This window comes from Haloferax litoreum (assembly GCF_009674605.1).
Taxonomy (GTDB): domain Archaea; phylum Halobacteriota; class Halobacteria; order Halobacteriales; family Haloferacaceae; genus Haloferax; species Haloferax litoreum.
Genome location: NZ_WKJO01000003.1, coordinates 184,508 through 209,168, shown reverse-complemented (window position 1 = coordinate 209,168; position 24,661 = coordinate 184,508). Strand labels below are relative to the sequence as shown.

General features: G+C 60.7%; 26 protein-coding genes. 5 read left to right on the top strand and 21 right to left on the bottom strand.

What is annotated here, in order from left to right; all coding sequences use genetic code 11:
* Window positions 1-75 precede the first annotated feature (75 nt).
* The 4 genes from glmS to GJR96_RS17730 form a co-directional block, all read right to left on the bottom strand.
* Complete coding sequence (glmS, locus tag GJR96_RS17745; protein WP_151164851.1) at window positions 76-1,893, bottom strand: glutamine--fructose-6-phosphate transaminase (isomerizing); 1,818 nt, start codon at window positions 1,891-1,893, stop codon at window positions 76-78.
* Window positions 1,893-3,062, bottom strand: a complete 1,170-nt coding sequence (locus GJR96_RS17740) for a sugar phosphate nucleotidyltransferase (RefSeq protein ID WP_151164850.1) — start codon at window positions 3,060-3,062, stop codon at window positions 1,893-1,895. The genes glmS and GJR96_RS17740 overlap by 1 nt, the downstream gene beginning before the upstream one ends.
* Before the next feature lie 411 nt (window positions 3,063-3,473).
* Window positions 3,474-4,112, bottom strand: a complete 639-nt coding sequence (locus tag GJR96_RS17735) for a DUF7344 domain-containing protein (RefSeq protein ID WP_151164849.1) — start codon at window positions 4,110-4,112, stop codon at window positions 3,474-3,476.
* A gap of 522 nt (window positions 4,113-4,634) precedes the next feature.
* Window positions 4,635-5,168 (bottom strand): DUF7344 domain-containing protein, encoded by a 534-nt coding sequence (locus GJR96_RS17730; protein WP_151164848.1) that lies wholly within the window; start codon window positions 5,166-5,168, stop codon window positions 4,635-4,637.
* A 346-nt stretch (window positions 5,169-5,514) separates the two neighbouring features.
* Here GJR96_RS17730 and GJR96_RS17725 point away from each other — a divergent pair, with 346 nt between their 5' ends.
* Both GJR96_RS17725 and GJR96_RS17720 read left to right on the top strand, forming a co-directional pair.
* Entirely contained in the window at window positions 5,515-5,790 is a 276-nt protein-coding gene (locus GJR96_RS17725; protein ID WP_151164847.1) for a PadR family transcriptional regulator, read from the top strand.
* Window positions 5,791-6,690: 900 nt separating this feature from the next.
* Window positions 6,691-7,113 carry a hypothetical protein gene (locus GJR96_RS17720; protein ID WP_151164846.1) on the top strand — a complete coding sequence of 141 codons (423 nt, stop codon included), beginning with the start codon at window positions 6,691-6,693 and terminating at the stop codon, window positions 7,111-7,113.
* Between the two features lie 167 nt (window positions 7,114-7,280).
* Here GJR96_RS17720 and GJR96_RS17715 read toward each other — a convergent pair whose 3' ends face one another.
* The 4 genes from GJR96_RS17715 to GJR96_RS17700 all read right to left on the bottom strand — a co-directional run bounded on the left by GJR96_RS17715 (window position 7,281) and on the right by GJR96_RS17700 (window position 10,591).
* Window positions 7,281-7,886, bottom strand: coding sequence for a nitrous oxide reductase accessory protein NosL (locus tag GJR96_RS17715; protein ID WP_151164845.1), 606 nt, complete (start codon window positions 7,884-7,886; stop codon window positions 7,281-7,283).
* A 115-nt stretch (window positions 7,887-8,001) separates the two neighbouring features.
* Window positions 8,002-9,345, bottom strand: a complete 1,344-nt coding sequence (glmM, locus tag GJR96_RS17710) for a phosphoglucosamine mutase (RefSeq protein WP_151164844.1) — start codon at window positions 9,343-9,345, stop codon at window positions 8,002-8,004.
* Window positions 9,346-9,478: 133 nt separating this feature from the next.
* On the bottom strand, window positions 9,479-9,793 hold the full coding sequence (locus tag GJR96_RS17705) for a HalOD1 output domain-containing protein (RefSeq protein WP_151164843.1): 315 nt from the start codon (window positions 9,791-9,793) through the stop codon (window positions 9,479-9,481).
* 159 nt (window positions 9,794-9,952) lie between these two features.
* Window positions 9,953-10,591 (bottom strand): NADPH-dependent F420 reductase, encoded by a 639-nt coding sequence (locus GJR96_RS17700; RefSeq protein WP_151164842.1) that lies wholly within the window; start codon window positions 10,589-10,591, stop codon window positions 9,953-9,955.
* Between the two features lie 319 nt (window positions 10,592-10,910).
* Between GJR96_RS17700 and GJR96_RS17695 the strand changes: the two genes are divergently transcribed.
* Window positions 10,911-11,483, top strand: a complete 573-nt coding sequence (locus GJR96_RS17695; RefSeq protein WP_225317802.1) for a hypothetical protein — start codon at window positions 10,911-10,913, stop codon at window positions 11,481-11,483.
* Between the two features lie 4 nt (window positions 11,484-11,487).
* On the opposite strand, the gene GJR96_RS17690 is transcribed toward GJR96_RS17695, so the two are convergent.
* From GJR96_RS17690 to GJR96_RS17640, 11 genes are all read right to left on the bottom strand, one after another.
* Window positions 11,488-12,798, bottom strand: a complete 1,311-nt coding sequence (locus GJR96_RS17690; protein WP_151164840.1) for an MFS transporter — start codon at window positions 12,796-12,798, stop codon at window positions 11,488-11,490.
* A 45-nt stretch (window positions 12,799-12,843) separates the two neighbouring features.
* A complete protein-coding gene (locus GJR96_RS17685) occupies window positions 12,844-13,293 on the bottom strand; it encodes a chemotaxis protein CheW (protein WP_151164839.1) in 450 nt (149 codons plus the stop codon).
* Window positions 13,294-14,340 (bottom strand): methyl-accepting chemotaxis protein, encoded by a 1,047-nt coding sequence (locus tag GJR96_RS17680; protein ID WP_151164838.1) that lies wholly within the window; start codon window positions 14,338-14,340, stop codon window positions 13,294-13,296.
* 266 nt (window positions 14,341-14,606) lie between these two features.
* Window positions 14,607-15,578 (bottom strand): metal ABC transporter permease, encoded by a 972-nt coding sequence (locus GJR96_RS17675; RefSeq protein WP_151164837.1) that lies wholly within the window; start codon window positions 15,576-15,578, stop codon window positions 14,607-14,609.
* A complete protein-coding gene (locus GJR96_RS17670) occupies window positions 15,575-16,366 on the bottom strand; it encodes a metal ABC transporter ATP-binding protein (protein ID WP_151164836.1) in 792 nt (263 codons plus the stop codon). Before GJR96_RS17670 ends, GJR96_RS17675 begins: the two co-directional genes overlap by 4 nt.
* On the bottom strand, window positions 16,363-17,424 hold the full coding sequence (locus GJR96_RS17665; protein WP_151164835.1) for a metal ABC transporter substrate-binding protein: 1,062 nt from the start codon (window positions 17,422-17,424) through the stop codon (window positions 16,363-16,365). Before GJR96_RS17665 ends, GJR96_RS17670 begins: the two co-directional genes overlap by 4 nt.
* A gap of 126 nt (window positions 17,425-17,550) precedes the next feature.
* On the bottom strand, window positions 17,551-18,225 hold the full coding sequence (locus GJR96_RS17660) for a DUF2306 domain-containing protein (RefSeq protein ID WP_151164834.1): 675 nt from the start codon (window positions 18,223-18,225) through the stop codon (window positions 17,551-17,553).
* 189 nt (window positions 18,226-18,414) lie between these two features.
* Entirely contained in the window at window positions 18,415-19,008 is a 594-nt protein-coding gene (locus tag GJR96_RS17655; RefSeq protein ID WP_151164833.1) for a TetR/AcrR family transcriptional regulator, read from the bottom strand.
* Window positions 19,009-19,105: 97 nt separating this feature from the next.
* A complete protein-coding gene (locus GJR96_RS17650; RefSeq protein WP_151164832.1) occupies window positions 19,106-20,023 on the bottom strand; it encodes a DMT family transporter in 918 nt (305 codons plus the stop codon).
* Window positions 20,024-20,229: 206 nt separating this feature from the next.
* Complete coding sequence (locus tag GJR96_RS17645) at window positions 20,230-21,567, bottom strand: hypothetical protein (RefSeq protein WP_151164831.1); 1,338 nt, start codon at window positions 21,565-21,567, stop codon at window positions 20,230-20,232.
* A gap of 2 nt (window positions 21,568-21,569) precedes the next feature.
* A complete protein-coding gene (locus GJR96_RS17640; protein ID WP_151164830.1) occupies window positions 21,570-22,187 on the bottom strand; it encodes a hypothetical protein in 618 nt (205 codons plus the stop codon).
* Between the two features lie 109 nt (window positions 22,188-22,296).
* Here GJR96_RS17640 and GJR96_RS17635 point away from each other — a divergent pair, with 109 nt between their 5' ends.
* Window positions 22,297-22,872, top strand: coding sequence for a hypothetical protein (locus GJR96_RS17635; RefSeq protein ID WP_151164829.1), 576 nt, complete (start codon window positions 22,297-22,299; stop codon window positions 22,870-22,872).
* Between the two features lie 38 nt (window positions 22,873-22,910).
* Window positions 22,911-23,369 carry a hypothetical protein gene (locus GJR96_RS17630; RefSeq protein ID WP_151164828.1) on the top strand — a complete coding sequence of 153 codons (459 nt, stop codon included), beginning with the start codon at window positions 22,911-22,913 and terminating at the stop codon, window positions 23,367-23,369.
* Window positions 23,370-23,402: 33 nt separating this feature from the next.
* On the opposite strand, the gene GJR96_RS17625 is transcribed toward GJR96_RS17630, so the two are convergent.
* Complete coding sequence (locus GJR96_RS17625) at window positions 23,403-23,795, bottom strand: high-potential iron-sulfur protein (RefSeq protein ID WP_151164827.1); 393 nt, start codon at window positions 23,793-23,795, stop codon at window positions 23,403-23,405.
* A 136-nt stretch (window positions 23,796-23,931) separates the two neighbouring features.
* Window positions 23,932-24,594 (bottom strand): hypothetical protein, encoded by a 663-nt coding sequence (locus tag GJR96_RS17620; protein ID WP_151164826.1) that lies wholly within the window; start codon window positions 24,592-24,594, stop codon window positions 23,932-23,934.
* Window positions 24,595-24,661 lie beyond the last annotated feature (67 nt).

The following is a 24,661-nucleotide window of genomic DNA, read 5'->3' as shown; positions in this document are numbered from 1 at the left end:
CAGTGTTCCGTGTCAGTCAGCCAGAACAGCGGACACGACGGTGTGGGTCCACTGGCTGGTGTGGGGTGCGCGCGCTTACTCGACGGTGACGCACTTCGCGAGGTTCCGCGGCTTGTCGATTGGTCGTTCGAGCAACTTCGCCGCGTGGTACGCGACCAGTTGTAGTTGGACGTTCGCGAGGATGCCCGCGACCTCTGGGTGCGTCTCGGGAATCGTGAGGACGTGGTCGGCGAACTCGACGACTTCGCTCGACCGTTCGTTCGTGACGGCGATGACCGGCGCACCTCGCGCTTGGACTTCCTTCATGTTGCTCAGCGTCGCCTCGTCCTCGTGACCGGTGAAGATGGCGAACACCGGGGTAACCGGGGTGACGAGCGCGAGTGGACCGTGCTTGAGTTCCGACGCGGCGAACCCTTCGGCGTGTTCGTACGATATCTCCTTGAACTTGAGCGCACCTTCGAGGGCGACAGGGTGGGCCGGCCCCCTGCCGATGAAGAAGTACGCGTCGCTGTCTTGGTACTCGATTGCGATTTCGCGCGCCATGGAGGTGTCGAGAATCTCTTGTACGTCGCCGGGGAGGCGCGCCAGCGCCTCCATCAGGGTCCGGGCGTCTGGAGATCTCGTCCCCTTGATGTCCTCGGCGATGCGTTCCGACAGGAGTGCGAGCGCCGTCACCTGTGACGAGAACGTCTTGGTCGCCGCGACTCCAATCTCAGGGCCGGCGCGGAGGAGCATCTCGTCGTCACACTCGCGGGTAATCGACGACCCGACGACGTTGGTCATGGCGAGGGTCCGTGCTCCCGAAGCGCGGGCGCGGCGGACGGCATCGAGCGTGTCGGCCGTCTCGCCGGATTGACTGACCGCGACGACGAGGGTGTTCTCCGTCACCGGCGGATTGACCACCGAGTATTCACCGGACATGAACGCGTACGCGGGGATACCGCGTGCGTTGAGCAGCGACGCCGCGTACATCCCCGCGTGGTGCGACGTTCCCATGGCGATGAGGTGAACTTGCTCCACGTCACTGAACATTCCCGGTGGGAACTCGTCTAACTCGACGCCGCCGGTGTGGGTGTTCAGTCGTCCCTGTGTGGTCCGGCGAAGCGCGCCGGGTTGCTCGTTAATCTCCTTGTACATGTAGTGTTCGTAGCCACCCTTCGTCGCCGTCTCGGGGTCCCACTCGATGTACTCGACCGGCCTGTCGACCGACCGGCCAGCGGAGTCCGTAATCGTGTAGCCATCCGGGCGAGTCACGACGAAGTCGCCGTCGTGCAGGTAGACGACGCGTTGGGTGTGCTGGATGAACGCCGGCACGTCGCTGGCGAGGAAGAACTCGCCGTCGCCCACGCCGAGGACGAGTGGCGACCCAGAGCGAGTCGCGTAGATAGCCTGTTCGTCACCGATTATCGCTGCGATAGCGTAACTCCCCGAGAGACTGCCGATAGCGGCGCGGAAGGCCTCGTCGGGCGTCGCGCCGTTTCGGAGGTTCTCTTCGATGAGGTGCGGGACGACTTCGGTGTCCGTCTCGCTGCTGAAGGTGTGGCCCTTCGATTCGAGTTCGGACCGAAGCGACTGGTAGTTCGAGATGATACCGTTGTGGACGACGGCGACGTTGCCGGACTCGTCAGTGTGCGGGTGCGCGTTGCCGTCGGTGACGCCACCGTGCGTCGCCCACCGGGTGTGGCCAATGCCGTAGTTCCCGGAGATGGGATTCTGTTCGACTGCCGCGACGAGTTCGGACACTTCGCCGACACGCTTCGTCAGCGAGATACCACTCTGGTCTTTGACTGCGATGCCAGCAGAGTCGTAGCCACGGTACTCCAATCGCTGGAGGCCGTCCATGATGGAATCGACCGAGTCGTCTGCGCCGATGCAGGCAGTGATTCCGCACATCAGTGCGTCACCTCCACGCGTTCGCGGACGTCACCATGGAGGACCGTCCCCGCTCCGACGATAGCTTCGGCACCGACCCGACTCCCCGGAGAGAGCGTCACGTTCGCACCGACTGTCGCACGGTCACCGACGATACTGCCGAGTTGGCGGTCCGTGTACAGACGCCCTTCGAGGATGACGTCTGCCTGCCCACCGGGCGAGACGACGCCATCACCGATGTGTCCACCAGGGCCGACGACGGAATCTCGGAGTATCGCGCCGGCGTCGACGCGAGCGTCGGTCGAGAGGATGGACCGTTCGACGACGCTGTTCGCGCCGACGACGACGTTGTTCTGGAGGCAGGTCCCGGGGCCGACGACGGCACCCGGACCCACGTCGCAGTCGTCACCGATGACGACTGGGTCCTCGACGATTGCCTGTTCGTGGATGCGTGCGGACGTCGAAATCGAAGACGTCTCGAGACGCGCGAGGAGTCTCTCGGTCACAGAGAGGAGACCCCACGGGTGAGAGGGGTCCAACCAGCCACCGTTGACCGTGACCGACGAGACGTATCCATCGAGGCGGTGGATGACATCCGGGAGTCTGGTCTCGCCTTCGTACGACGGCGTCCGGCGGAGTGCGTCGAAGACAGACTCGTTGAACGCGTAGACGCCCGCGTTGACGAGGTAGCCGTCTCCATCGTCCGCGTGTTCGTCGATGTCTGAGATGCGGCCATCATGTTCGACGACGACGCCGTACTCTTCGGGTGTCTCCGACGACGCCACAGCGAGAGTCGCGACGGAGTCGGTCATCGAGAAGCGTTCCAACACGCTCGAGACGATGTCCGCGTCGATGACGTTGTCACCGTTGCAGACGACGAACGAGTCGGAGACGTGCCCCTCGGCTTGCAGGAGGGCGTGACCACTGCCGAGTCGCGAGTCCTGACGAACGAACTCGACGTCGGCACCGGGGTATCGAGCAGAGAGGTGTGTCTGGATGCGCTCCGACCGGTGCCCCACGACGACGACGACGTGTTCGATGCCGCACTCGAACAGTGAGTCGAGGACGTACTCGATGACCGGCCGGTTCGCTACCGGAAGCATCGGTTTGGGCTGGAACGTGGTGAGTGGTCGGAGTCGCCTTCCTTCACCAGCAGCGAGCACGACCGCCTCCGTGATGCGGTGGTTCATGCGTCACCACCCACGACGGGCGTACCTTCAGAACGTATCCGTGACTGGGCACAAATCATACCAGTGTTTGGGGGAGCGACAGAGATTGTTATACAGCCAATTCTCGAATCGGGGGGCTAGTTAGGGCCTCATATGATAATTGGTGTCACGGTCAGAGACGAGTGAAATCTGGACGATTAGCGGTATGGATACTCCTAATCGTCGGGTCGGTGACGTCGAAAGGATACAGAATCAAAACGAACGACGACTGTTCTGTATTCGTGAACGCCTCGTGATACCCAACCCGGAGAAGGGCACCACCGAAGGCGACGCCCGAGACTGAGCGACGTGACTCGCGGGCGAAGAGGATAGACTCGGGAACCGCCCTGAGTCACTCGTGAAAATGAAGTGTAAGTAGTTGCGAACCGGGAATTACGCGGCGAGACGGTCTTTGTACGACTCCATCGCGGTGATAGCCATGAGCGTCGCGGTGCTCAGGACGGCCCATCCCGCAGCAGGAATCTGTTCGAGGCCGGGGACACCGAGCAGTCCGGCAGAGACAGTGGCTGCCACACCCGCGGCAATCGTCAGATTCCGCTTCGGTGACGAGACGAGACGCTCCGATTCCTCGGCAGCGTCCGAGTCGTTCGAGACGTGACCGTTGAGGTACGTCTCGAGTTGCTCTGCGGCGTCGAGAAGCGTGATATCACCTCTGTTCTTGTCGAAGTCGACGATACCCGCCGAGTCCATCTTCGGGAGGTGGCACTGGTACAATCCAATGTACACGCGCTTGCGTTGACTCGAAGAGAGAGCCTTGATGTCGATGTCGTTTTCTTTCGCCGCGATGAATTCGGCCATGTCGCCGAGTTTCGCTTCGCCATCGTTTTCTTTCAAGTAGCGAAGGGCGTCGCGGCGGCGTTGGTTCTTCAGAATCTCGAAGACGACGTCCTTCGAGAGAGACTCGGGTTCTTGTTCGGAGACCTCACAGCTTCCTCCGGTCGTTTCGGCTATCTGTTCCGGTGCTGTCTGTTCGACAGCGTCAGTGTTCGTTTGGAGCGAATCGGTTACCATTTTTTCCTTCCTCCCCCACTCGCGTATTCGCGTGACGTCGGTCGTCACCACGACCGAAGCTGGCACATAGTGTGGTGTTCCGACAGTCGGTCACCACTCAGGCACAGACCACAGCGCGGGTCACTCCACCAGGCGCGACCCAGCACACGAGGGTTACCGGGACTATACGACAGATGAGGATATATACCTGCCTGACAATCCCAGACATTGATTTGTCCGACCGTTAGGGTCTCAAAATGTGCGAGTAAATTGGTTGTAACAATCTATATTAACTCAGATTTTCAATTATGCCGATACGATGTATAGAATTTCGATAGCGGTCCAGTGAGTCGATTATGTACTGTACACCAATCAGATTTCCTTAACATTCCTGTTAGCTGATTACTTCTATAGTCAATTTGAAAATTCGGTGGTATCAAAAAGTGAGAATACCAATTACATATGTCAACACACCACAGTGGGTCCTCTCATTGGCCCCTATCGAGTCGAGAAACTATCGACTATCACCGAGTCACCCCTCCCCTACTCGACGAGTGCTTCGAACGCGTCGGGCGGTGCACCCCCTTGTTCTTCGAGGAAGTACTGTGCAAGTACCAAGGCGACGAGTGCAGTCGAGACGAAGATGGCGACGGCCGCCCACGAGAGAAGGGTAAAGACGGGGAGTCCAGCCCAGAGTCCGACGATCATCACCCACCCGAGAACACCGAGCGAACCGTAGTACCTCGTCCACGAACGACCAGTTTCGGGCTGCATCCAGAAGAACCCGCGACTGGCGACGTCCGAGACGAGAGCGACGTCTCGTTCTTCTTCGTCGTACTGGACGAGACCGGCCGACTCGAGTTTCGGGAGGTGCGTCTGGTACAACGAGATGTACACACGTTGTCGTTCTTCGTCGGTCACGTCTTCGACCGCCGTTTCGTTCTCTCTGGCGGCGACCATCGCGGCAAGTTGTTTTAACGAGATAGCCTCGTCTGCTCGGTGGAGGAAATACAGGATTTGCCTCCGACGCGAGTTGCTGAGGATGCGGAACAGCTCGTCTTTTGATAGGGATGTCATCGGTGTGTGCGGGTGGTCCCGCGCACGACGCGCGAGAGGACCATAACTCCGGTTGACCAATGTACACCACATGTGACCTTTGTTATCGTGACATTTCTGCGAGGCACTGGACCAATATTGGACGAGAATTAAGTTCATCTTCATCAGAAAGTCTGGCACACGTAGACGGTCAGTACCCTGGTTTTATCTCGTAAATCGAGATGATTACCGGAGGGGAGGGGTGTTGAGAAAAGTCAAATGTGCAATAGATGTGTTCTCGCGCGTTCCCAGCGGTAATGAGACCAATTATCCAGTATAGAGGTGGCTAACAATACCAGAGTACGGCGATAATATGAGTTGAGACTACATGTTCGAATTGACTGGCTTCCAGCGCGACCTACTGTACGTCATTGCCGGTGCGGAGCGACCCTCCGGCCAAGAGATAAAAGAGATGATCAGCAAGGACGTGGGCGAAGTGAATCACGGACGCCTCTACCCGAACCTCGACGCACTCGTCGAACAAGGCTACGTCAACAAGGGTCAACACGACCGGCGGACAAACTTCTACGAGATGTCGGAGAAGGGTCGAGAGTCGATTCTCGCACGGCGAGAGTGGGAAGACCAACACGTCAACTTCCTCTAGTACGCCACAAACAGTGAGTTTCCGACGCGCGAGTGGGTCGTGAAACCGTCACTTCGAACAGCGACCGGACTGGAGTGTTCGTGCCAGAGAATACACCGATGTACCGGTCTAAGGTAACACACGGGCGGGAAAGATTTGCCGCGGTTCGCGTTCACTCGTCGAACCGTCTTCGACGACGAGAGTAGAACTGTCCTCGACGAAAACGGCGAGAGAATCCCGCTGTCTCTCTTTTCGGTAACGTACAGGTACCGATAGCACTCGCGCTCCGGCGTCACGGAAGCGACGTTCCAACACGCTTCCACTCGCTGGACAGTACCGGTCACCGAGTTGAATTCCGACAGGAGTTCAGACGAATGGCCGTTTCCGTGTGCGAGGCACCATCGGAACAGTTGCGACGTGTACGACGCCGAGGACTTAGAGGTCGTCTGTGTGTGAGGTCGTTGTCAGACGGGCAGTTCGAACTCCTAGCACACCGGGTTCGCATCGTCGACTGTGCGGTTCGTCAAAGTCCAACTGATCCGGACCACAGTGTGACTATCCACGTTCCTACGTGCGTCCCTCTCGTACCGCTGGCCCCTGATTTGGGAGAGGGTTTCCCGAAACAGTTCGGAGGACCAGAAGAAAGATATCACAATGTAAGACATTAGAATTCCACCAAATATTTCAGAATTTTTACTGTGTATACTCGAGGGACAAAATGCTCATTAATGCGGTCATAAGAAAGTGATTAATACACCTATAATATACCGTTGTCTGCCGATTTTATCGTTCAAAACGAGAATCCATCATATAATAGTTCATGACTGTCAATATCTGAATAGTATTGAGATTAGATATTCATGTCTTCTTACTAATGTAATTATCGCAACATTTATGGACCTCATACGCAACTCCAGAAACATGGTAAGCGAACGGTCCACCGGGCAGGGCCCCGAGAACAAGACTGAAAATGCTGTCGGCAGGCGGAGATACCTCGCGCTGTTCGGTTCAGTAACTGCTGCGGGTACGCTCGCAGGCGTCTCTGGGCTCGGCTCGGCGACAGAACAGTCCGACGAATCATCTCCGAACGATGGCAACCACACGCTCGTCGTCGCAGGTACTGGTTCACTCTCGTCGTTCGAGGTGACCGTCAGCGGAGCAATCTCACCACTGAACTCGAATGGTGCACTCAGCACCACGGGAGCAGTCGGACCGGCGGCCGAAGGAACCGTCGGCGACGACTCACGAAGTTACCGGTTCGACGGAGACATCACGAACTTCCGCTCGACCGATTCCGTGTCGGTGTACGTCGACGGCGTCCGTGTGCCGACCAACTCGTTCTGAGAGCCGTCCAGAGCGCCGTTTTCCGGTCACCACCCACTGTACGAGAGACGAACGTCTGTGCATCGCCACCGGTCACGAACCGGTGGCAGGCGTGTGCGAGTCCCTCCAGTCGCGACTTTTTCGAGTACCCCTTGGCTACGAGCGCAGCAATCGGCCTCTCGTGAGGCCTACGAGCGCATGTAGCCACGCAGCCATTCAGCCGTGATGTCGGTGAATCCGACCGTCGACCCGTCGTGTTCCTCGACGAAGACGTCGGCATCGTCCGCCGACGAGAAAGGTATCAGGTCCCTCCCCATGCCGCCGAGGACCGCACTTCCGACGACGTAGGTCATCTGAGTGGCGTCACCAAAGGTGTCCGCACCCGTGTGCGTCGAGATGAACGTGTCTCCCCCGTCGCTGGTAAGCGAATAGTCCACGGCAGAGTAGTCTGTGACGTAGATTGCCGTCTCGTTCCAGCCCATCTGCTCGTGTTCGAAGTAGTAGGGAAACAGTCCCATACTCAGCGTGTGGAACCACGCCGGGTTTTCGTGTCCGTCTGGCGCATTGTCACGGTAGAAGATTTGTCCGTTCGGCCCGGCATGGAGGCCGATGACCATGCCACCCTGGTCGTCTTCTTTGCCGCCAGAGAGGTCGATTGGTGCCGGTTTCGACGCGGCATCGTCACCGAGACACCCAGCGAGGCCGACGGTTGCACCTCCAGCAAGCGCCTTCAGGGCGGTCCGTCGAGTGACTTCGTTCGGTGTCGCCGCGGCATGTGGAGGTACGTCGTTCATCGGTTCGTTGGTTCTGACTCCTGCGTCATCGTATTTAAACTGTGAGAAGTGTGGGGCACCCGCCGCAGGAGCGCAAGGTTCGAAGGAACGGGTCGGGAGTCGATTGGGACAGCGCTCAGGCGACGACCCGTGCACCCTCGACGAGAGAGCGTGCTTCCTCGAAGAGGCGGTCCGCCTCGGACGAATCCCGGGCTTCTGCCGTGATACGGACGAGTGGTTCGGTCCCACTGGCGCGAACGAGGAACCAGCCATCGTCGGTGTCGACGCGAATTCCGTCGATGGTATCGACGTTTTCGTACTGGGCGTGGATTTCACGGGCGATTCGGTCCATCGCCTGGGTCTTGTTCTCGAACGAGAGACTGGTCCGGCGCGTCGTGTAGGCGTCTCCGCCGAGCGATTCGACCTGTTCAGAGAGTGGGCCTTCGCGGGCGACGAGTTCAGTGAGTTTCAACGCGGCGTAGTGTCCGTCCGGGGCAAGCGTCTCGTCGGGCCAAATCCACGCGCCAGAGGGTTCACCGCCGAAGGAGTACCCCGAGTTGGCGACTGTCTCAGCGATGTGTACGTCGCCGACCGGGGTGTAGGTGACACAGCCACCGGCGTCCTCGACGACGTCCTGAACGAGCAGACTCGTGTCGATTGGGACGGCGACGGCCTGTCCCGGTGAGACTGCATCGCGGGCGAAGAGTGCGAGGAGGTAGTCGCCGGTCACGTACTCACCGTTCTCGTCGACGGCGACCAGACGGTCAGCGTCTCCATCGTGGGCGAGTCCAACGTCTGCGTCGAGAGCGGGAACAACCTTCCTGAGTGCAGTGAGCGTCTCGGCGTTGGGTTCACTCTTTCGAGCAGGGAAGCGACCGTCTCGTTGCCCGTCGATGGTGTTGACCGTCGCTCCGAGTTCGTAGAGTGCATCGACCGAGACGCGACCGGTCCCGTTGCCGAGGTCGAAGGCGATAGCGACGTCGTCGAAGGAGTCGAAGGAGTCGAAGGAGTCGAAGGAGTTGACGAGGTGGTTGACGTGACGGGTTGGGCCGTCGGGCCACTCGCGTTCTTCACCGAGCTCGTCCCACTCGGCGAGCGAGACTTCGTTTCGGTTGAGCCGATGGACGATGTCGCGGGTCTGGCTTTTGTCGAAGGCGCGGCCACTCGTCGTCCAGAGTTTCAGGCCGTTGTCCGACGCGGGGTTGTGCGAGGCGGTGATTCCGATACCTGCGTCTGCGCCGAGCCATCCGACGGAACGGGCGACAGTTGGCGTCGAGACGACGCCGAGGCGAACGACGTCAGCACCACACTCACGGACACCTGCGCTGACGGCGTCCGCGAGGACGTCGCCACTCAGTCGAGCGTCTTGTCCGATGACGACAGTCCGGGCATCACACCCGACTGCGCGGCCGATACGGAGGGCGAGGTCTGCGGTCACGGTTCGGCCGACCGGACCACGGATTCCACTCGTTCCGAACATATCGATTCTGACGCGAACAGAACGTTTTGGTATACATCACCTACTCTCGGTGTCAGGTTTTCAGGCAACACCTACTCAGTGTTGCAGAAAAGAGACCGGCCCAGAGAGTGCCCGGATACTGGGAGGTCTGTCGTTAGTGGAGGGGCTGTGCGTCGTCGAGAGACACGATTTCGAGGGAGCCGAGTGCGTCTACCGTCACTCGATATCCGGCGTACGAAAAGGAGAGAATCGCGTCCTCGGAACAGTCGAAAACAGTGTTGAGGGCATCAGGGTCGATGGTCTGAGCGAGTGGCGGTAGTCGCGTCGGACGGGTGTCCTCGATTGCCGCAATACTCAGTACCACGTTCGTACTCAGAGGCTCGGATGTATCTCTGTCGATTCGGTACACCCCAGTCTCTTCTTCGTACGTTACCCGTGATTCCTTCCATTGCATCGTCTGTGCCATCATGGTGCTTGACACCCGTGTTTCTGATTTCACGGGTCTTAAAACCGTGCTATTTGTGAACAGTAGTGATTCGTGAAGGTCACGAAGTAAGATACGTTTGGGGAGTGTTGAATAGAGAACACATTATAAATAATCGTGTTAAATCCAGTCTCGCCGAATTTCTCAGCGACGTGCGAACAGTTCCTGCGTCTTCTCGCGTGCTTCCGCTGTCGATATTTCGCGATTGTACAAGGCTGCACCCGGTTCCAACAACGACCCACCCGACGCGAGGGAGCCCACATCGACCGGACCAAAGCCGATGTCACGTATCAACTCGGCGACGACGGCCTTCGCCTCGGCGTCGTCTCCCGCGAGGAAGATGGCGAATCGTTCCGGTTCGTCGAGTTCCGGGTGGCCGAAATCACGGAGTGTCTCCCAGTATATCGTGTTGAACGCCTTCACTACGCGCGCGTCGGGCAGTTGCGACGCGACGACTTCCGAAGACGTTCGGTCGCCGAGGTCGATGACGTGGAAGTTCTCCGTGTACGGGTTCATCGCGTCGACGACGACTTTGTCCGCGAAGGCGTCGGCGTCCGGGAGCGACGCGCGTCTCCTGAAGGGAAGCGCGAGGAAGACAACCTCGCCGAACACCACGGCCTGTTCTGGCTCGACGGCGTCGAGGTTGGAGCCAAACGTCTCTGAGAGGTCTTCCAGGGAGTCGGGACCGCTCGTGTTCGCGATGGCGACGTGGTGCCCTACCTCGACGAACAACTGGGCCACCGTCCCACCGAGTCGACCTGCACCGAGTATCCCAATGTCCATGAACTAAGATGATGGTTTGACAAGTTGAATCTTGTGCCCATTTTCGCCCGACGCACAGAGACGAATTCAGCCCGTGTAGCGCCCACAGGCGACTATTCCGGTTCGATAGCCATACAGTAACTCTGTTCGGGGGTGAAGCGGGAGGATTCCACCCACACATATCAGTTCAGTTATTGGAACGATTAGTAATAGAATAACGGCGACGGACGTTCAGCCTTCGATTATGTTCTGTATATCAGGACAGTCATAAACTAATATACATGTCGTCGTACGTATCATCATGCACAGACGCAACTTTCTGGGTGGGGTCGGGGTAGGTATGGCACTCGTCTCAGGGTGTCTCGGTGGGGGAAGCGGTCCGACCACGCTGGACCCAGCATCGAACCAAGCCGACGTGTCGAGTGGCGACCAACAGACTGCGACGGAGTCGCCAGACAATCGCAGTACACCAGAATCGACACCCGAACCGACGCCCGAACCGACAGCAGAGGCGACACCCGAACCAGTTCCAGAGTCCTCGCCCGAAGACAGAATCGACTTCACGCGTGACCCTTCCGACCCGGACGTCGTCGGGACGTTACTGACGAAGGGACCGATTCCGGGTGTCGTCGTCTCCTCCGACCTCCCGTTCGCCACGGCGTGGCAGAACTACGCCAAAGTCGACGAGGAGACCGGCACCTACAGCGTCGGCCTCTCGGTGACGACCCAATCGTCGATTGGACGCCTGAGCGTCGTCGGGACGGTGTTCGACGAGTCGGGCGCACGGGTCAGCGCAGACACTGACGTGAGCAACAACATCCCCGGTGGCGAGAAGGCCCTCATCCACCTCGTGTTCGACGGCGACGTCGAGAAGATGTACTACTTCGAAGTCGCCCTGGAGACACCCAAATAGCGAGTTACGCCCCTCCCGCGTACGCGTCGAACTCTTTCCCGCGAATCGCAAAATACGCGACACCGACGAGTCCAATTACCGATGCGACACCGAACGCGAGTGTCGGACTGGACGCGTAGAGCCATCCACCGAGTGCGGCACTCGGGATGACGATTGTATTCCGAATGAGGTAGTACGCGCCAGTGACTCGTCCCCCAGCGTTCTTCTCCGCGGGGCCGACGATGAGTGCTTTGTGCGCGGGCAGGCCAGCAAACCGGAGTCCCGAGAACGCGAAGAGTGCGACGAGCACCCACTGGTTACTGGGCGCGAGGATGAGCAGGACGGGGAAGACGGCGTAGACCGAGAATCCGAGCGCGACGACCGGTTTGAGTCCCGTTCGCTCGGCGAGTTTCGAGACGGGGAGTTTCGTCACGATAGCGACGACCATCTCGACGCCGAGCAGGATACCGAAGAACGCGTCGGGTCGGAGCGAGACACCGTACCCGGAGAAACCGACAGCGAGGAAGTCGGTGACGACGATGACGAAAAAGACGTACACCATCCCGTTTCCGAACCGCACGAGTGTGTCGGCGACGAGGAGTGGACGGAGCGTCTCAGGAAGCGACCGCAGGTCCGTTCGAAGTTGCGAGAGGCCCTCGAACGTCTTTCCGAGCGAGTCTTCGCTGGCATCGTAGAGGAAGTGCTGTGCAACCGTGGCGACGATACCGAACGCTGCGGCGACGACGAGGACGTACTTGAATCCGACGACGAACGACGCCGTCGCGGCCAACAACGCGGCAGCGATGAGTGGGCCGAGTAGGAATCCGACGCGGCGGAATATCTCGGTACTGGCGAATCCCATCGCGAGACGCGACGGCGGGACACTCTGCTTGACGATGGCGAACGTCGCACCGAGGCCGAACGACTTCCACGCCTGCGTGAGAAACAGGCCGACGAACACCCAAATCCACGGTTCGAGCGAGAGACCACCGACTGTCACTGGCGGAACCGACGGTGCGACGAACCAGACGAGGAACCCGGCAGACGAGATTGTCCCGAAGAGCGTGAGCGAGACCCGAGACCCGAGGCGGTCCGAGAGTGCACCGCCGGGGTACGGGTAGAGTGCGCCGATGAGGTTTCCGACGCTCCCGTAGAGACCGACGACAGTCGCGCCGGTGCCGAGGACGCGAAGGTACTCAGGGATGTACCGGCCAGTCATCTGAAACGAGAGACTGAACGCGAGCATCGCCAGCGAGAGGACGAGGACGTCGCGTTCGAGTCCGACGAACTGCCGAAAGGAGTCGAACGCGTCTACGGAGTCCCGGCGTGCTTCCATCGGTCGGTCAATTCGGCTGTGTGGGCAAGAAAGTAAGCGACGCGGTTAGGGGTTGGACGGGGATTCGGTCGGGGGGTCGACCCAGACGACGAGGCCATCGTCAGTTCGAACGATACCGCGCGTACGGTCGTCGCCGAACGGGGAATCGTCCACGTCGGAGGGGTCGAGGTCGGTGACACGATAGACTTCGTCGACGAGCCAGCCGTAGACGTCGTCGTCCTCTTTGCCTGTGTCGAAGACGATGACGCGCGACGCCTCAGGATTCGACCCGACGCCGAGTAGTCGGGCGGTGTCGACGAGTGTGGTCGTCACGCCGCGGTAGTCCATCACACCGACGACGTGCGGCGGTGCGTCGGGAAGTGACCGTGATAACTGACGGTCGATAATCTCTGCGACCGAGTCGAGGACGACACAGTACCGTTCGTCTCCGACCGTGAACTCGAGAACTTGGGTCGGTTCGTCGAGGGTTGCATCCGGGTGGTCGCCAACGGCCATCTACGCCCCCCGCTGTTCGAGTTGGTCATTTGCGTCGCCGAGGTCGTCGTCTATCGTCTCGACTTCGTCGTCGACGTGTTCGACGAGGAGTCCGACCTCTGCGATTTTCGCAGTTTGCTCTTCGGAGGCGGCCGCGACCTGATTGATTTCGCTCGCGACTTCCTCTGCACCGCGGGACGTCTCGTCGACCAGACTGGCGACTTCCTCGGTACTCGCTGCTTGCTGGTCGGTCGCGCGGGCAACTTCCTCGGCACCCTCGGCGGCCTCTTCGACGGCCACGTCGATGCTCCGGAGAGCAGACACGGCAGAATCGACTTCCGTGATACCCTCGTTGACCTCCTCGTTCGCCTCCTGGATGTTCCCGACGGTGGTCTTGGTCGTCGACTGGATGTCGTCGACAACTTCCTCGATTTCAGAGACGCTCTCACGCGATTGCTCTGCGAGACTCTTAACCTCGTCTGCGACCACGGCGAACCCGGACCCGGCCTCTCCCGCCCGTGCGGCCTCGATGGAGGCGTTTAGTGCGAGGAGGTTGGTCTGGTCCGCAATCTCGTTGATGACTTCGACGACGCTGTCGATTTGGTCGACCTTCTCACGGAGTTCGAGAATTTCCTCGTGAACGTCGGAAGTTGCCTCGTCCACCGTCTCCATCGCAGACGCCGCACTGTCGGCAGACTCACGTCCCTCTGAGGCGAGTTCGCGGGCCTGGTCGCTCATCGACTTCGTCTGTTCGGCACTCGATGCAATCTCTTCGACGCTGGCACTCAGGTTCGAGACTTCTCCAGCGACTTCGCGCATGTTCTCGGACTGGACGGTGGCCAACTCGCTAATCTCTTGAGCGCTGATTGCCACCGTCTCGGAGGCCTCCGAGAGTTCTGCGACTGCTGCTTCTATCTCGTCAGTCGCGTCGTCGACGTCGTCCACGTCGTCGAGGACATCCGTCGTGTCCGCCGCCGCCCCGCCGGTGCGGTGTCCGACCGCCGTGTCGACACCACCGTCGGTATCGGGAGCCTCGTCGTCAACAGTCAGAGGGTTGTCAATCGTCATGAGAAAATCGAGCACTACAGTAGGTATAGAACCTCGCGTCCGCGTATCATAAACAATAATAACATAATCCTCATGGTTAGATTCACAGAATACTGTCTTTGTCGGATTTATCACCCATTTGTAAATTATTACCAAAAGGCATTTTCCTCCCCGAAACCGGTCGTGACCCAGATTTTGAATATAAATGGCCTTGTCCGTTCACACCGCCGTGTTCGTCTCTCCACGGGGACATCCGAAACCGAATGTAAACATCTGTTTACACTCGGTTACCAGATTCGACGACTACCCTGGGCCACGACGAACCCACCGATTGCGACGAGAACGATAGACCCTCCGGCGGTGATTCCATAGAGGTAGGCGAGTGTGACACCGGCAACCCCGGCTACCTCCGCTGCGACTACGCCGTACAGCAGCGAACCCTTGAAACTTCGACCGAGTGGTGCCGCAGTGACGACAGGAATCACGAGGAGTGCCGCGACGAGGATGACACCCATTATTTGCATGGCACTGACGACGACGAACGCAGTGAGGATGGAGAGGAGTGTATTCATGGCTCTCACGTGGACTCGCGACGCTCGGGCCGCCGTCTCGTCGAACGTCACGTACAACAACGGACGGTACGCCGCAGTCACCGCGACAGCAACCACCAGCGTCATCGAGACGAGGAGTCCGACGTCGGCGCGTGAGACGGTTGCGAGCGACCCGAAGAGATACTGATTGATACCCACCGAAATCCCGCCGTCGGTGAGCGAGATGAGGACGCTCCCCAGTGCGAACCCACCGGTCAGGACCATCGCGAGTGCGGCGTCGCTCCGGGCGTCAGTGTACTCGACGAGGACTTGCACGACGAGTGCTGCAATCGTCGCCACGACGAGTGCGCCCACGAGAGGTGGGACGGAGAGGGCGAGCGTCGCATCGAGAAACAGGGCGACTGCGACGCCGGCGAAGGCGGTGTGCGCGAGGGTGTCGCCGACCATCGACAAGTCACGATACACCAAGAACGACCCGACAAGCGGCCCGACCACGCCGATACACAGGACCGACAGATACGCCCGTTGCATGTACGGGTACGTCAGGAATTCGAGGCCCGCCACGTCTGCAAGCCACGAGAACGCCCCCGCGACGACGATAGTGAGGAACCAATCGAAGAGGCCCGAAAGCGCATTCAACACGAGGAGTGGAGTGAGCACGTCACTCGGTGAGGCGGCGACAGCAGTGTACGCGAGGAGTCCGGTCACGACTCGTCCCCCTCCGCTTTCTCGTCGCTCAGAGAGCCTCCGCCGTGGTGCGTGTGCGTGTGGTCCAACACACGCTGGTTCGTGCCGTAGGCCGCAGCGAGTGCGTCGCTGTCGGCGAATTCGTCCGACGGGCCGTGGAAGAACAGCCGTTTATTCAGACACGCGATTCGGGAGGCGCGAGCAGTGACGACGCCGATGTCGTGTTCGACCAGCACGATAGTCATCCCCTGGTCGTTGAGTTCGCCGAGAAGCGTGTAGAACGACTCGCGAGATTCGGCGTCGAGGGCGACTGTGGGTTCGTCGAGTGCGAGTAACTCGGTCTCCGCGGCGAGTGCGCGCGCGACGAACACGCGTTGTCGTTGGCCGCCGGAGAGCGACCCGACCCGCCTGTCTGCGAGGTCGAGGATATCGACACGTTCGAGTGCATCGTCCACCGCGGCGTGGTCAGCGGCCGAGAACCGACCGAACAGATTGCGGGGATACCGACCCATTCGAACGACTTCACGGACGGTGATTGGCATGTCTCTGGCCGTCTTCGTCACGTCCTGTGCGACGTACGCGACACGCTCGCCGTCGGCGAACTCGTGGGCCGGTTCGCCGAACAGACGAATTTCGCCGCTGTCGGGGCGTTGGAGTCCGAGCATCAACGTCAACAGCGTACTCTTTCCCGACCCGTTCGGGCCGACGAGTCCGAGGAAGTCGCCTTCCGGAACGTCGAGGGAGACACCGTCGACGACGGGGACATCGCCATACGAGAACACCACGTCGCTGAGCGAGACAGCGGTCATCGGGCGTCCAATGCCGTACGCAACGACGGGAGGTTGATTTCTCGGACGATGTCGACGTAGCCCCAGTCCTGTTCGACCCACTCCTGTGTCAGGCCGGGAATCGAGGTGAGTGGAAGGACTGCCTCGGCGTCCGTCTCGGCCACGAGTTGGGTCGCGGCACGGTCGGATTCCAGTGGGTCGGCGAGAACGTGCCGGATGCCGTGTTCCTCGATAGTCGCCTGGGCGCGTTCGATATCTCGCGGCGACGGTTCGTCGTCTGGTGAGAGTCCAGTGAGCGCGACGACGTCGAAGTCGTAGCGGTCGGCGAGGTAGCCGTAGGCGTCGTGACCTGCCACGAGAATTACGTCTCGCTCGCGGGATTCGAGCCCCTCCTCGAAGGCCGCGTCGAGGTCTGCCAGCGCAGTCAGGTAGCGCTCGGCGTTGTCGGCGTAGGCGTCGGTGTTCTCGGCATCGACCGCTTGGAGCGCATCTCGGACCGTCCCCGTCGCAGTGGCGACGCGCTGGGGGTCCATCCAGAAGTGCGGGTCGACCGAACCGGTGTCGTGTTCTTCGTGGGAGTCTGTCACCGTGTCGTCGTGGTGGTCGTCTCCACTGCTGTCGTCTTCGTGGTTGTCTTCGTCGTGATGGGCATCTTCGTCATCATCGTCGTGAGCGTGTCCGTCGTCGCCGACTTCGTGGAGGGATACGTCGGCGGAGATATCGACGGAGACCACGTCCGACCCATCCGCTTCGAGTGAGGCCACGATGTCGTCGGCCCACGGTTGGAAGTCTCTCATCCCGTGGACGAAGACAGTCGATTCGAGGATACGTCCCTGTACGTCGGGTCCGGGTTCCCACCCGTGGCCGTGTTGTCCGAGTGGAACCAGTGTCTCGGCAGACGCCGCCTCACCGGCCACGTGACTCGTCACGTCGCCGAAGACGAAGAACGATGCAGTCGCCTGCGTCTCGTCTGGGGCAGCCGATTGACCAGACGTACCGGAACCGAGACATCCGGCGAGTGCCGCCGTCGTCGCTCCAGAGACGGCGGCGAGGAAGTCGCGGCGGTTCTGTCGTCGCATGTTAATAGGAAATCGTCTTAGGATAATAAGTGCTATTATATAATTTCTCTATTTTATTATCAGCGGGACGGGCCTACACCGTCACGGCGAGAGTGAGTTGCCCCGCAGAGACGTCCCGTTCGGGAGTCAGTCCGCCGACACTACCATTCTGCCCGACGTTCCACGTTTGTACTTCCGGATGGTGAGAAAGATGAGCGGCGTCCCGACGACAGTCGGCCAAAGCCACGCCACGACCATCGGGAGGAACTCGAAGTTGACAGACGAGAACGCCGTCACCGTCGCGATGTAGCCACCGCCCATCCTGCCGATGTGCTCGAAGAACCACTCGCGTGACTCGGCGCGGGCACGGCGGAACGCCCGAATATCACGGAGACCGAATCCCGCCCCGGCAGCGCCGAAGACCAGCATCACCGTCGCAAACCCGTCTCCCGCGAGGAGTAAGTACACCCCCATGACGAGCAGACCACTCCCCGCGACGGTGAGCAATCCGACGGCGACCCAATCGACCGTCTCCGGGCGGTCCGTGGGTCGCTTCCTCGACAGGACGCGGTCTCCAGAGAAGACGAAGTAGTAACTGAAGACGGCGACGAGTGCGAGGAAGGTACGACCCGGCGACGGGTCGAGGACGAAGAGCACGAGCGACGTGACAGCGACGATTGTCATTCCTGCCACGAAGATTCGGCCGGCACGGCGGTGGCGGCGTCCACCTTTCGTCGTGACGATAGCCCCGAGGCCGGCGAACAACGCGGCGAATCCGGCGACGACGTGTATTCCGAGTGTGGCGTCTTCGAAGACGCTCATCGCTCTCTCACCTCCAGCAGGTCCGAGTTGTGGAAACCGACAGCGGGTCTCGTTCTGTGCACCGTCAGGAGGACTTGGTGAGGCGGCATGGATACGAGTCAGGCGAGTATCGTAATAAAACTACTGAGTAAGCACTTACTTAGTGTAGTCCAGACCACTCGTGGGACACACTGAACGACACAGAGTCGGTTAGTCGACGACGAGTGAGTCGAGATACGTCGAGAGCGCCCCCCGGAGTTTGTCCCCGACACCGTCCATCCCGAGTGCGAGCGCAAACCCGGTGTATCCGTCCGTCGCCGAGAGGATGAACGCCGCCGTTCCGTCGGGGTCGACGTCGCGGAAGACACCCTGTTCGACACCGTCGCGGACGATATCGGCGATGACATCGAGCGTGTGCTGTTCCATCTGGAGCAGTGGTCCACGGAGCGTCTCGTTGTGCGGTGCGTGGGAGAGAAGTTCCATGACGGCGACGTTGACGCCGCGTGCGGCCTCGTCGGCTTCGTCTACGAGGAGGATATCACAGACGGCGCGGAGGCGCGCCTCCGGCCCGTCGGCGTCGATTTGGTCGAGACTGCGCGCGAGGTAATCGACAGACGATTCGAGGAAGGCGACGATCATCTCGTCTTTCGAGTCGTAGTAATAGTACAGACCTGCCTCGCTCTTTTCGCTCTCTGCGGCCACTTTCTTGGTCGTCAACCGGGCGTAGCCGTGTTTGGCGAGTGCCGTTCGAACGGCCTGTGCAACTTCTTCTTTCTGCTCGGGCGGGACGGAATCGGCGGGCATCTGACTAGGTAAGTGTTCACTCGTCGAATACTTGTGTGCGTTGCTCTGGACGGTCGGTCAAACGAGTGGCGGCGAACACGAACGGAGGGGCACACCCTCAGCGGGCAGACGCTCCGCGGACAGACCCGACCAACTCTGCGAGTGCGCGGCGTTTGATGAGGGCGAACCCAGCGAAGATAGCGACGAATCCGAGGGCCGTGAGCGAGTCGATGAGTTGGCCCAGAAACGCCCAACTGAGGAGCGTCGCCGAGACGGGTTCGAGGTAGCCGATGAGGTTGATTTGGGTCGGCCCGAATCGCGAGAGGAGTTCGAAGTAGATGAGGAAGGCCGCCGCACCGCTGACGACGGCGAGGTACACGAGTGACCCGAACGCTGTCGCCGTCCACTCGATAGACGCGAGCGATTCGTTGGTGGCGACGCCGCTGAGATGAAGGAGTCCCGCGCCGAGGAGCATCGCCCACGCCTGGAGGGTCCGCGCGGGGATATCCGACGTGAACGGGCGAGTCAAGACGGCACCGAGGGCGAAGCACGCGGCGGCGACGAAGACGATACCCACACCGACGACGTCGCTCGAGAGGAGCGCACTCGTGTCTGGTTGAGCGACGAGTCCGACGCCGACGAATCCGAGGACGAGGCCGAGGACGCCGAGTGCAGTGAGTCTGTCACCGAGGAAGCCGGTGGCGAACAACGTCGTGAGAATCGGGCCGAGACTGATGACGATGGCCGCGACAGCACCCGACACGTACTCTTGGCCGAGGTAGAGAAACGCGTGGTGGCCGCCAATCATCAACCCGCCGGCGATGCCGACGAGTGTCAGGTCGGTTCGCGTCCGTGGTCGCCAGTAGTCGGTCGAGTACACGGCGTATCCGAGGACGATAAGACCCGCGAGGTAGTACCGAATCGCGGCGAAGTGGAGTGGTGGGAAGAACTCCAACCCGACCTCGATGGCGACGAACGAACTTCCCCACAGCAGTCCGAGGAGGACGAACAGACCCGCCGCAACCCGGCCGTTCACTGACTCGTCACCTCGTGTCCGAACGCGAACTCACTGGTCGTGAGAACCGATTCGGTGATTTTTCGTTTTATTGGATTTCTGTCCAGCACGTGAGTCAGTCGATATCTCACAATCGATATTAGTCGTTTTGTTCGAACTGATTTTGAGTGAGTGGCCGACAGTCGAGTCGGGGAGTGCCCGAGCGATGACCCCTGTCTCCAGACGCGTCACGCGTCGTCGTCTGCGGGTCTCGCTCGAATGGCCCCGAGGACCCACGCGCTTACTCCCGGTGTCTCCCGGGCGGTGAACGCCACGAACGCGTACTGTCCCAGTGCATTCCGTGCCGACCGGTAGGTGTCGGCTTCGAGTGAGCGTTCGAGATAGCTATCACCCTGGTCGATTCGGGATGCGACGTCAGTGAGTGCGCGTCTCGTCAGGACCGACGGCGAGCGAGTCGAGCGGGCAGTTTCGAGCGCTTCGAGTGCCGAGAGTTTCTCTTCGTGGACCTGTGTCGCAGCGTCGAGGGACAGGTACTCGTCGTTCCGAACCGCTGCTTGTGCCGCCTCGGAGGCACGCCGATGTCGCTCCGCGGCGTGTGCCCCGAGTAGCGAATTCGCTGGACGGCCTGCCCGTAATTCGTCTCGTGCCTGCTCGACGCCGAAATGCATGTGGACGAACGTCTCCATCAGGAGGTTTTCCGCAGGGGTGTCGTCGAGGTCGCTGTCGAAGTCGTCGAGGAGTGGCCTGTAGGTGTCAGGATACTCACCTCTGCGGTCCGCGACGATAGCCGTGAGAGAAGATGCGCTCTCTCGGAACAGGTCGCCAAAGTGTCGCGGATTCGAGAGCGTGCCTCGGTAGCGGTCAGCGAGGTGGCGAGCGCCTTCTAGCGACGCCCGCGCCCATTCGACTGCATCAGCCATCTCCCCGACACGGGGCGCACTCCCCCCATATCGCCCTCTCTCGCCGGCGTTGTTGAGAAACCGTGCCGCCGCTGCGACGAAGTCTTCGACTTCCGCGTGGAGGACGAGTGCTGTCCCCACGTCGTCACCGAGGTACCGGTGTGCCAGCCTGAACGACTCGATATCCGAGCGAAGCGAATCGGCCATCGCACGAACGTCGTCTTCGGTCAACTCACCGACTGCCGCCTCGTAGGTTCCCTTGGCCATCGCCGCACGGCCACGCGCGGAGCGAAGTGAACGAAGCGTCTCGAAGGGTGTGGTCTCCGACGACGGCCGGTCGAGTCTGCGGGTCGCATCCTCGTACGCCTCCGCGTAGATGTGGCGAACCGCCTCGTTCGGGACCGCTGAACTGTCCATCGTCGCCGGGACCGAGTCGAGTAGTTCTCTCGCGCGCGCCTCACTCTCTTCGAGGAACGTCGGAGCGATTGGTGCGGGCGTCGTGGCTGGAAACGTCGGCGACCCGAGTGCTTCGACTTCGCGGAGCGTCGCCACGTCGAGGGCCGGCCGTTCGTCGTTCTGCAGGTCGAGTTCGCCGAGACACCCCGTGAGACTCGTCGCTCCCACGACACCGAGTGCCGCGAGGAACCTCCGCCGCGTCTCGCGCATCGTCACGCGTCCTCCTCGTCCATCGTCTCGGTTCGAAGCGACGGTGGAAGGCGGCAACTCGTCCCGCCGCCGTGACTCCACCCGTGCTCAGACCGGTCCGACAACGCGTACGGCAGTCGGATGAGAGAGGCGAGGACGTGACGCTCGTCGGTCGAACATTCAACGTCGGCGTCGCGGAGCGTCCGACAGAAATCCACGTCGACGGAGTGGTCGGGGGGCGACGCGACGTACAACAGGTCGACGCCGTGACATGCGTCGGTTCGATGCTGGATGATGACGAGTGCTTGTTCGTCGAAGTTCGTCGAGTCGATGAACCGTCGAGCGTCTTCGATTCCGTCCGGTATCGCTGTGAATTCGACGTCCCGTAGCTCGTCTTCTGACCCGAGGAGGAAGGACGGGAGCGCCGACTCGTCCTCTCGGTCTGCATCCCCGAAGATTGCCTCGGGAGACTCGTGTCTGAGTTCGAGGTAGTCGTAGTCGGTGACAAGGTCCTCTCGTCGGGGACCGTGTGCCGTCGGCGACCCTCGAGTGCTGGAGTCGCTGCCAGTACACCCGGCGAGACCGATGAGGAGGGCCGCGCCGCACCCGTGGAGGAACCGTCTGCGGGTTCGCGGAGACATGTGTCGTTCGACCAACTTTTTCGGGAGGTGAAGTCCCTTGTGGTCGGTCGGTGTGTGCCGGTCGAATCGCGCAACCTTTCCCCGATGGTCACGTCAGTTCGGCCAACGAATGCGTGAGGACGAGTTGGCGACCCGGGTCGTCGAACACTTCCGGGAGGCTTTCGACGACGTGGACATCCACCTCGAAGAACCGTACGACCACTACGGGAACCGTGGCGTCGCCGACGTGTACGTTCGCGTTCGAACGCCCGAACCGGTCGATTACCTCATCGAACTCAAAGCCGACGCGGCGATTCGGCACGCCACAGGGGCGAACGAGATTCTGCGTCAGTACCGCCGCATGGAGCGCTACTTCTACAAAGACGACGAACACGACATCCGGCCGAAACTCGCCCGTGACGGCCCCGGCGTCCACGTCCTGTTACTGTTCGCACCGACACAGCGATGTGTCGAACACGTCCACGAACACCACGCGCTCTACGAGTCGGTAGCCCCCGACGCTGTCGTCGAGGACGTTCCCGCGTCACGGAAAGTCGCCTTCCTGACCAACCTCGAAGACGCGGAGTACGGTGAACTCGGCTTCCTCTCTGTGAACGGCAAGGTTCCCCTCGGTTCTGCGGATTTCGACGACGCTGTCCCCGAGGACTCTCGCCTCGCCGCCGCACTGGACAAAGCGTCCATCTAGCGGACACGCTCATACACCCCCCGGTCCTAGTGGTGCCCATGGGAACGACTCGGAAGTCGGTTCGAATCCCGCTCGGAGACCTCCGACAACAGGTCGCTGACTCCCTCGGTGTGGCGGCGTCACTCGTCGACATCGAGGGGATACGAATCGAAGACGGTGCACTGGAAGTCGACGCGAGTTACCCGGACGGTGAGAGCATCCCTGTCGTCGAACTGTTCGTCACCGACCCGGATGGAAACACGGAGTCGTACGTCACCGAGCTAGACGGTTCGAAGAACCTCCTCATCGCCGGCGAGGACGTTCTCGTCGAACTCGTAGACTACGACAGAGACCGTGCCGAAGTGTTCGTCTCCGTGAAACACCGACAGGACGGTGAGATGGTGACCGTCCTCGGGTGCGGAGAACAGTGGGTGATTCCGGTCGAACGAGACGGGCAAGAAGAGAAGGTCCGGTGTCGGATTCAAAGCGCCATCGAACCAACCGCGACAGACACCTGAACGCGGCCACCAATCCGAGTCCCACCGGCCCCGCTATCCTTCGTACTCGACGTACGAGACGCAGTATGCTTCAGGAGCGATTTCACCTTCGACGATTGCACACGCCCCGATGCCGTCGCCGTTTATGTCTTCGATGTAAAACTGGCAGTTCGAGCACTGCTGTCCTTCCCGCGGTTCCTCTTGATACGACACTGCCTCCTGCGAAGAGAGACTGTCCGGGTTCCGTTGCGTCCCGCCGATGGACGTCGCAGTCGCGTACTCTTCGGGGACGCCACCTGTCGAACCGGACCCGCCGCTCTCAGTCGTCGTCTCGGTCTCTGCCCCGCCATTACCCCCGTTACCGCCGGAACACCCGGCGAGGCCGGCCATGGTCGCCGTCCCGGTCAGCCAGATGAATCGCCGTCGCGTCTGCTGTCCGTCTGCCATACTCGGACTGGGTCGGGAAAAGATAAGTGAAAGTTGCCGTTTCTCGTGAGGCAAGAATTGCCACTCGTTTGATATTGTCTCGGAACCTTAGTCTCTGACTTCGCGGAGTGAGAGGCACTGGCACGACGAGACCACCTCATCGGTTCGAAGGGACGAGAACCGACGAGGTCGGAGTGGAGTCAGCCGAAACCCCTCGTAACCACGCTGCGTATCCGAGAGACTGCGTCGCGGTGAGTTCGACTGGGAACGACTCACCGAATACCCGCGCTCCGACCGCAACGAGTACGTCTTCGAGGGCGTCAGGCGGTCCAGTGGCCTCGACACCACAGGTCCACCCCGTATTCGACAGTGCCGTCACCTCCGTCACCTCGACGTGTGCAGTCGCATCGGTAGCCGAGATGCTGTCGTCGAACGACCGGAGTTCAGCCGTCTCGAACGCGGAGAGCATCCGTGTCTTCTCCACCGACACCCACAACCCAGTCGGGTCGGCACTCCAGAGACTCGGCGTGTACTCCAGCGGGAAACTCCACTTGTACCACTGTTCGACGGTTCCTGTCACCTCGGGAGAGAACACGTGGTGCGTCCCACTTCCGAGTCGATACTTCAGTTCGACAGCGTCGGCACCCCCTCCGCGCAGTTTGAGGTTCAACCCCGAGTCGAGTGGCGAGAGGTACACGTCAGTCCGCTGTGACGGTTCTACGTCCCCGAATCCAGAAACCCACTCACTGAGGGCCTGCGGTGGTGACCCAGTGCCGAACCATCGAACCTCCAGCGAGTTCGTCTCGTCTGTCCGTCCCATGTGAAGACCTCACGCGACGCGAACACGTAGTTTGATACCCAAAACAGCGCCCACGGTTCAGACCGAG